The sequence below is a fragment of the Nostoc sp. 2RC genome (genome assembly GCF_014222165.1).
In the GTDB taxonomy this organism is placed as follows: domain Bacteria; phylum Cyanobacteriota; class Cyanobacteriia; order Cyanobacteriales; family Nostocaceae; genus Nostoc; species Nostoc linckia.
This window is the reverse complement of sequence record NZ_JACKZU010000396.1, coordinates 1-7,327: the sequence shown is the minus strand read 5'-3', so window position 1 is coordinate 7,327 and position 7,327 is coordinate 1. Positions and strand designations below refer to the sequence as shown.

The window sequence follows — 7,327 nt, the reverse complement described above, 5'->3', positions numbered from 1 at the left end:
CTAGTAACTCTGTCGCATTTTTATCTACTGACAGAATACCGTTACTGGAGTTTTTTTACACTTTCCAAACATCCTCTCAGAGATAGCCTTCCGCCGCATTATCAAGCGTTACTCGACAAGCTAGCGAGAGAATCGGACGATAATACGATAACGATGCCTTTTGAGATTTGGCGAGAAGCATTTCTCAACGATGCTGACCTCGAACTGGCTCAATCCAGTTACGCACAATTATCGCCCCAAGCGTATCAATCATTATGTTCTCCTCATGTGGGTGATTTTCATGGCTGTTTCTAATCAAAGTACTTCCATTGACAGCGTTTGGCCCAGTTTGCCCTTAGCAGCTTGGCAGGATACCTATGCAACTCTCCATTTATGGACGCAAGTCATCGGTAAAATCCGGTTGGCACTGGCACCTAAACTTAATCACTGGTGGCAATCTACTCTTTATGTCACACCGCGTGGACTAACAACCGCTTCAATCCCTTGCGGAACTCGTAACTTTCAAATTAGCTTTGATTTTCTCGACCATCAACTACAAATCGACACTAGCGACGGCATTACTAAAAGAATTGCACTGGCTCCTCGCTCTGTGGCAGATTTTTACCAAATGGTGCTAACTACATTGAGCGACATCGGCATCGAAGTCCGAATCTGGACGATGCCGCAAGAAGTGTCAGAACCCATCCCGTTCGATCAAGACTATCAACACGCAGCTTACGATCCGGAGTATGCACAACGGTTTTGGCGAATTCTTGTGCAAGTCGATCGCATCATGACCTTATTCCGTTCACAGTTTATTGGTAAATCCAGCCCTGTACATTTTTTTTGGGGCAGCTTTGATCTTGCTGTGACTCGTTTCTCTGGTCGTCGTGCGCCAGAACACCCAGGAGGAGTTCCGAATATGGCAGATTGGGTTACGCGCGAAGCCTATTCACACGAAGTCAGTAGCTGTGGTTTTTGGCCAGGGGGTGGGTCAGTGGTAGAGCCTGTTTTTTACGCTTACGCTTATCCTGCGCCGGAAGGGTTTCGAGATTACCCAATCCAACCCAGAGAAGCTTTTTACAGCTCACAAATGCAAGAGTTTATCCTACCCTATGAAGCCGTGAGACAAGCTGACGATCCAGATGCAATGCTCCTTGCCTTTTTCCAAAGCACCTATGAAGCAGCAGCCAACTTAGGACATTGGGATCGAGTAGTCCTGGAGCGTTCCCCAACCGTGTAAGGCTAACAAATTGCAAATTGCTGAAGCGGATGGACTAGCAACCTTGATACAAAGTTTGAGGCGATCTGCTGCCACTTAGAGATACTGAATGGATAGTGGATAACCGGACAACCGATTTGCAAACAGCAGTTATACAACGCGGTAAGCAAACAAGGAACTTCCAAATAAATAAATGTCCAATCGCTTTTGAAGCAGGGGGAGCAGGGGAAGCAGAGGGAGAAAGAATCTGACTTTTCATGTCATGTGGATTGGATAATTTAATTTCTGGAAGTCCCCAAGGAGCTTTCGTAATCAAAACTGGGGTCAAGTCCGAAATCAGCAGCGCGGTGTAAATCATTTGCAAAAGCTATCTCTTGCGAGGTATGTCACTTAGTGACAAAATGTCATTTAATGACAAATATGGCACGAAAGACGGCTATGGCGAGTGATGGTGACAGCAACGCGATGAGCAATCACAAATCAGGCGATCGCAAATCAGGGGGGATGAATGCACAACGGCAACAGCGGGTACGTCTGGAGATTTCGCGGGAGGCAGCGCGTTTGTTCTGGGAACACGGTGTTGCTGCCACGAGCGGCGAACAAATCGCAAGCGCGGTTGGAATCTCGGTGCGAACCCTCTGGCGGTACTTCCGCAACAAGGAAAGCTGTGCTGAGCCGGTCTTGGCGCAGGATGTCGAGGAGTGTGTGGCGGTGCTGCGCCGCTGGCCTCGGGAAGTCTCTCTTGAAGATCACCTCCTTGAATGGGCAACGAACCGAACCAAAGATGTCGAGCAGCAAGCCTACGACGAGGCTGTCATCAAGATGACCGTGCTGGCTGAAAAAGAGCCGGATCTTCGCGCCGCCTGGCTAATGACCCACGATCGAATTGAGCGAGAACTGGTCGAGATCATCGCGGATCGCCTGCGCCGCCCATCTGATGATATTGAGGTGCGGTTGCACGCGGCTGTCACCACCGCAGTTTTGCGCGTCATTAGCGAAGATGTCAGCACCGCCCTCATGTCGGGAGCCGATCCTGCCTCCATCGGCAACCCCATCAGGCATATAGCCCAAGCTGTGCGCGTAGCCACTGGCGGAGCCGTCGGTGATCCCGTTGATCCCTAAAAACAATCGCAACGGCAACTACAGCCCAATTCGAGCAGCCCGATTCGAGCAATACATACACGCACGAGCAAAGGAGACGAAGATGAGGATCAAAGCAATCACAGGACATCAGAAAATCGGAACGGAAGCGAAAGATTCAACTTACGTGGAGGCTGCCGGGTGGGGGAAGTATCGGTGGTGGCGGTATGTTCTGGGGTTGATGATCATCCTCTTTGCATGGATGGTCGTCGGTAGTAGTGCCAGCGTACTCGTCGCGTTCGCGCTCGGCGGACAGGCAGACCCCTCAGTGCTCAGTCCCGTGGAATACTACCTGTTTGTCATGACGAGTTTCTTGTTCTTCTTCGTGGGAGTCCTTATCGCTGTCTCCCTCGTCCACCGCCGCCACCCCCGAACACTCGTCACGGTGCAGGAGCGGATAAACTGGCATCGGGTCGGTCATGGATTCGTGGCGTGGTTCGTGCCGTACTGCCTGATCGGTGGGCTGGGGCAGTATCTGTTTTACCCGGATACCTTCTCCTTTAACTCCGACCTCTTAACCCTCGCACTCTTCGTGCCGCTGGCGCTGGTTCTTACCGCGATTCAGACGACCACTGAGGAGCTTTTCTTTCGCGGATACGTTGTGCAGGGTGCGAGCCTCATCTGGAGCAACCGCGTCTTTCTGGCGATCGTGCCAGCCGTGATATTCACCCTGCCGCACCTCCTTAACCCGGAGGTGTCCGCAGGCGGCTGGCTCACGGTCTTTTCCAACTACTTCTTCGTTCCGGGTCTGGTGTGGACTGTGGTCTCATTGATTGACGGCACCACCGAACTCGCCATCGGCGTACACTTCGCGAACAACATCGGCGGGGCACTCCTGTTCAACATCACTGGAAGTGCCTTGCCCTCACCCGCTCTGTTCACAATCAGCGAGTATCACGCGACCTACGGGGCACTAGCGGTGCTGGTTGCAGTACCCGTGTTTCTGGCGATCGCCTACAAGGTGTTCAAACGCGACGGGGTATCCAAACTCGTTTCCCAGAGCGATCGGAGTGGTCGTTGGTGACCCCGGCAAATCCCGAACCCATCAGCAACTGAAGTCAGCAACCCGATAAAAGGAGTCAATTATCATGCCTCGTGTTTCTTCAAATCACTTGCGGGAGTCGGGAAAGCCCCCTTCCGCGTCCTCGGCTTGGTCTAGCAAGACCTCCCGTCCGGGCTGGCCCGAGATTATCGTCGGACTCGTTGTCTATTTAATTGTAGGGTTCGGAGGCATCTCGCTGTTCAAGCAACTCAGTCTTGACCCCGTGGTCTACGGCCTGATCTTAACTGCATGGACTGGTGTCGCCACGCTGATCGCGTTCGCGGTGGCTGCGCGGCTGCGGATTCGTTCCCTGAGTGCCTTCGGCGTGCGTCGAACCTCCGGACGCTGGCTCCTGATCGGCGTCGGAGTAGGACTGGTTGCCTTCGTGCTCAAGAGTCTGGCGATCCTAGCCTGGGTTCAGATCACTGGGGACACGAACAATGTCCAGGATGTTTACGGAGATGGCGCTCGCGGCGGGTTACTGTCTCTGGTTTTGAGCACGGTGTTCATTGCCGTCTTCTCACCCCTTGGTGAGGAACTGCTCTACCGAGGCATCGTCACCAACGCGCTGCTGCGCTACGGCCCGTTTGTTGGGGTCGTGGGCAGCACTGTGATCTTCGCTCTCATGCATGGGATCAACAACATCTTTCCCGCTGCTGTGGTGGCTGGTCTCGCCACCGCCGAGGTCTTCCGCCGCAGCGGATCGATCTGGCCCGGCCTCGTCGTCCACTTCGTTTTCAACCTGCCCTCGTTCCTGTTGATGGTGTTGTTCACCAGCACGGGCTGATAGGAGGGATCGGAGTTTGATTTTGCGCCGAAGCTCATATTCGATACTTACAAGTTTGTTACCTGTGAGCGGAATGTAGAGCAATGTGCGCCTGAATCAGCAGATTAAACTAATTAAGGAGAATCACAGACATGACTATCACTCGACTAAAGCGCTCTCAAAGCCTCCAGTCGTTCAACTTCCAAACTAATCTCATGAAAAAGATAATTTTGCTAGCACTGGTGGGTACGGGATTCATAGTAAATATGCCCTTTATGGCACAGGCACTAGATTCAGAAAAAATTGGTCAGAATCTTGATCGAGAGCGGAATATGTCAATCGCTCAGTACAATCGCGACGATCGATATCGTCACGATCGGTCTCCTTATCGAGTGTTTGTGGTTTATTACCGCAGCCGTGACAATCGGAGATGGATTTTTGTGAGTACTCACTACAATCGTCGCGATGCCGAACGTGCTGCCGACCGCTTGGAGCGGCGTGGTTATCGAACCCAAATTTTATGATAGAGGCGTTTCAAACCAAGAGAGAACAACCAGATTTGATTTTAGGAGAAACACAATGATACTTCAGGATAAGGTGGCGCTAGTCACCAGGTGGCAATCTTTATCTTGACATTGTGTCTACCCAGTATGCTGATGTCTCTGGAGATTAAATCAATGGCAGTTTTGAAACAATTTGGGATTCTATTTGTGTTGGGCATTGCGGGAATTGTGATGCTTACGATTACGTCGGTTCCATTAATTGAGCAACGGTTAGCGAAACTGTCTCCAGAAACACTGGAAAAAGTGCCTCCATTGGGGATTTTAATGCTTCTGCAAGGACTACAGTATTCAATTATACTGGCAATCAGCATTCTGATCGGAATTGGCTGTGCCTATCGCGTTGGATTACACTCACATTTGATTGATCATTGGGTGTTGCACACCGCTAAGTCTCCATCTTTTGCCGTTGAGTTGAAGTGGAGCTTGGGTGTGGGTGCAGCAGGGGCGATCGTTCTCTTGTTGCTCGATCAGTTGATGCAACCTGTCCTACCTGAAGCGCTACAGGCAGCCAATAATACAGAGCGAAGTTGGTTGAATTTGCTCACAGCAATATTTTATGGCGGCATCACTGAGGAAATTTTGATGCGCTGGGGTTTAATGTCGCTGCTTGTTTGGATCGCATGGAAAGTCTTCAAACAAGGCATTACGTTGCCCAGTCAAGGGATTTACCAGGCTGCGATCGTTCTAGCCGCGTTGGTATTTGGACTACTACACCTGCCAGCGACTGCTGCGATCGTTCCCCTCACTCCAGTTGTAATTATTCGGGCGTTGTTACTGAATGGGATTGTGGGAATCGCGTTTGGCTGGCTCTTTTGGCAATATTCGCTAGAGGCTGCAATGTTAGCTCATATCAGCGTTCATGCTTTTACCTTTGTTCTTAGCGGTTTGCTGGCTCTTTTGGCTTAGGTTTTGGAATAGATCTCATAGGGCTATCACTGCCCACAAAGTCTTGCTGTGAAAGGTTTTAAAGAGAAAGGTTTTGAAAATGGTGGGCGATGCCCACTACTTGAATTGATGCTCAACTCTACAGTTTTAAGGTAGTAAATCAAATGATTCAGTGCAAAGATTTCGCGCCTCGAATTACTGAACGAGGACCCTTCGGCGGAGCTTCCGATTACGAATCCTTCTCCGAGGTTGTGAGTACTGTCAATCAGTGGATCGAAAATACAACGATACAGGTAATCAATGTTGAAACTGTTGTTCTACCCGATCGGATTGAAGGCACAAGTGATGATGTCTACGGAGTGACGACCAGTAATGCTTTCCACCCAGTGATGATCAGTCAGGGTCTTGCAATCAATTGCTTTCAATGTGTGCGTGTGTGGTACAGAGAATAAGCTTTATTGAAAAGAGAAAAAATGAAACGATTTACTTTGTTTACTTTCCTGTACCTCGCGCTCGGAGTTTGTCTGACGGCGATCGCGCTTGGATACCCAAACCTGCCTTCGGGTCTTCAAAGAAGCTTGTTCATTAGTGCAGGAACCTCCTACATTTTTTGTCTCCTCAGCACCTTCCCATTTTGGCGCGAGAGGACGATCCGCTTCTATCGCAGACGGAATTCAGCGGTAATTCTACCCTGGTTGGTGATGGGATTCTATATTGTTTGGATGATCTGGGAGGTTCAGAGTCAGAACTGGACGATGGAAGCCATTTTAGGAGCGTTTTCGCGGCTAATATTTGTCTTAGGGTTTGCAGAAATCATTGTGATTACATGGCGAGTGAATTCTGAACATTAGTGTCTAAATCGAATGGCACGCTCGTTAAGACACAGCCCTTGCCCAGGCTGGGAACCCATTCTGGGAGGCTCTGCCTCTTCCCTCATGGTGGCAGAACCAACGATCGCCCTGGATTTACCCCTGAAAGTACTGGCTCATGAAGCGACTGACGGCAAGGTGTGGGTGAGTTACAACGATCCTAATTACTTAAAACAGCGATTTTCTCTCTCGGATGAGTTGGTGAAAAATATCGCTATCATTGCACCTTTAATCAATGAAGCACTTAGTTCCGTCGATCACAAATAAGTTGCAGAATTAGCACGCGATCGCACCTTGGCGTTTTTGAAACAGCATTGTAGTAGCAATCGAGTAATGTCAAACTCATTAATTTTACAACACTCATGAAAATATTTGCGTTCCTCCTGGCTCTGCCAATCAGTATCTTAGCTAATTTTTCCTTAAGAGCTTCTGCTGATTCTACTGCTGGCATCATCCTGAGTACAAAATGCCAGGGTGGGTACAACATCAATATTTGGCAGAATTATACGAACGGTGAACTGCTTTATCGCGCAACCAGTGCCAACGGTAATTTAAGTTTGAATAAAGGAACTAGCCAAGCAACAGAAGGTGTTCGAGTGTATAAGTTTCGGAATGGAATTTATGAATATTGGGTATGGGATGGCACGTTGGATAACCCGCAGTCTGGAACTTTAGAGGTGTATAAAAACAACCGTATCTTGATGAAGCAAGCTTGTAGAAAAAGTTGAATGAATGGCACGCTCGTTAAGACACAGCCCCTGCCCTGACTGGTTTCCAGTCTTAACCCTCTTTTGTCACTCTCGCCAAAGTATAATTAAGTGCGATCGCAAAAACTAACACAGAGAGTATGGTTGAGCCTCG

8 protein-coding genes and 1 pseudogene are annotated in these 7,327 nt (G+C 49.6%); all 9 read left to right on the top strand.

From position 1 onward, the window contains the following. A pseudogene (locus GNE10_RS36245) lies at positions 1-294 on the top strand (hypothetical protein); the annotation flags it as partial. Continuing rightward, positions 281-1,222, top strand: a complete 942-nt coding sequence (locus tag GNE10_RS29655) for a DUF5996 family protein (protein ID WP_011316800.1) — start codon at positions 281-283, stop codon at positions 1,220-1,222. The pseudogene GNE10_RS36245 and the gene GNE10_RS29655, both read left to right, overlap by 14 nt. 390 nt (positions 1,223-1,612) lie before the next feature. Next, on the top strand, positions 1,613-2,323 hold the full coding sequence (locus GNE10_RS29650) for a TetR/AcrR family transcriptional regulator (RefSeq protein WP_199326303.1): 711 nt from the start codon (positions 1,613-1,615) through the stop codon (positions 2,321-2,323). 82 nt (positions 2,324-2,405) lie between these two features. Then, on the top strand, positions 2,406-3,365 hold the full coding sequence (locus GNE10_RS29645) for a CPBP family intramembrane glutamic endopeptidase (protein WP_011316802.1): 960 nt from the start codon (positions 2,406-2,408) through the stop codon (positions 3,363-3,365). 64 nt (positions 3,366-3,429) lie between these two features. After that, a complete protein-coding gene (locus tag GNE10_RS29640) occupies positions 3,430-4,170 on the top strand; it encodes a CPBP family intramembrane glutamic endopeptidase (RefSeq protein WP_185569307.1) in 741 nt (246 codons plus the stop codon). 131 nt (positions 4,171-4,301) lie between these two features. Next, positions 4,302-4,673, top strand: coding sequence for a hypothetical protein (locus GNE10_RS29635; RefSeq protein ID WP_260447083.1), 372 nt, complete (start codon positions 4,302-4,304; stop codon positions 4,671-4,673). Between the two features lie 153 nt (positions 4,674-4,826). Then, positions 4,827-5,618 (top strand): CPBP family intramembrane glutamic endopeptidase, encoded by a 792-nt coding sequence (locus tag GNE10_RS29630; protein WP_185569305.1) that lies wholly within the window; start codon positions 4,827-4,829, stop codon positions 5,616-5,618. Between the two features lie 842 nt (positions 5,619-6,460). Then, positions 6,461-6,733 carry a DUF302 domain-containing protein gene (locus GNE10_RS29625; RefSeq protein ID WP_185569303.1) on the top strand — a complete coding sequence of 91 codons (273 nt, stop codon included), beginning with the start codon at positions 6,461-6,463 and terminating at the stop codon, positions 6,731-6,733. A gap of 95 nt (positions 6,734-6,828) precedes the next feature. Continuing rightward, positions 6,829-7,194 (top strand): hypothetical protein, encoded by a 366-nt coding sequence (locus tag GNE10_RS29620; protein WP_185569302.1) that lies wholly within the window; start codon positions 6,829-6,831, stop codon positions 7,192-7,194. Positions 7,195-7,327 lie beyond the last annotated feature (133 nt).